1 protein-coding gene is annotated in these 569 nt (G+C 47.1%); it reads left to right on the plus strand.

Annotated elements, in window-relative coordinates; genetic code table 11:
• A partial coding sequence (gene hisD / locus R8O11_RS30040) for a histidinol dehydrogenase (RefSeq protein ID WP_318195237.1) occupies window positions 1–569 on the plus strand: 569 nt, incomplete at both ends.

Genomic DNA, 569 nt, shown 5'->3' on the forward strand with positions numbered 1-569 from the left:
GCCATTGCGGAAGGCGCGAATATTACCGCTGCAGTTGCGGATGTGATCGCAAAGGTGCGTACTCAAGGTGACGCAGCGCTATTAGAACTTACAGAAAAGTTTGACCGTGTAAAACCGGAATCAATCCGAGTTCCATCCAAAGAAATTAATGCGGCTTCAGAGCGCCTTTCTGCGGAAATGAAACAAGCACTAGAGCAGGCTTACAGCAACATTGCTAAATTTCATAAAGCACAAAAGCCACAACCAATTAAAGTGGAGACACAACCTGGTGTGATGTGTGAGCAAGTGACACGTCCCATTCAAAAAGTAGGGTTGTATATTCCTGGTGGTAGCGCGCCATTGCCATCGACGGTATTGATGCTGGGCGTGCCTGCAAAAATCGCTGGTTGTCGTAAAGTGGTGCTTTGTTCTCCTCCACCGATTGCAGATGAAATTTTGTACGTTGCCAAGTTGTGCGGCATTGATGAAGTTTACAATATCGGTGGTGGACAGGCGGTCGCTGCAATGGCTTACGGTACGAAAAGCGTCTCTAAAGTCGATAAAATTTTTGGTCCGGGTAACGCCTATGT

Source organism: Vibrio sp. 1288 (genome assembly GCF_033344475.1).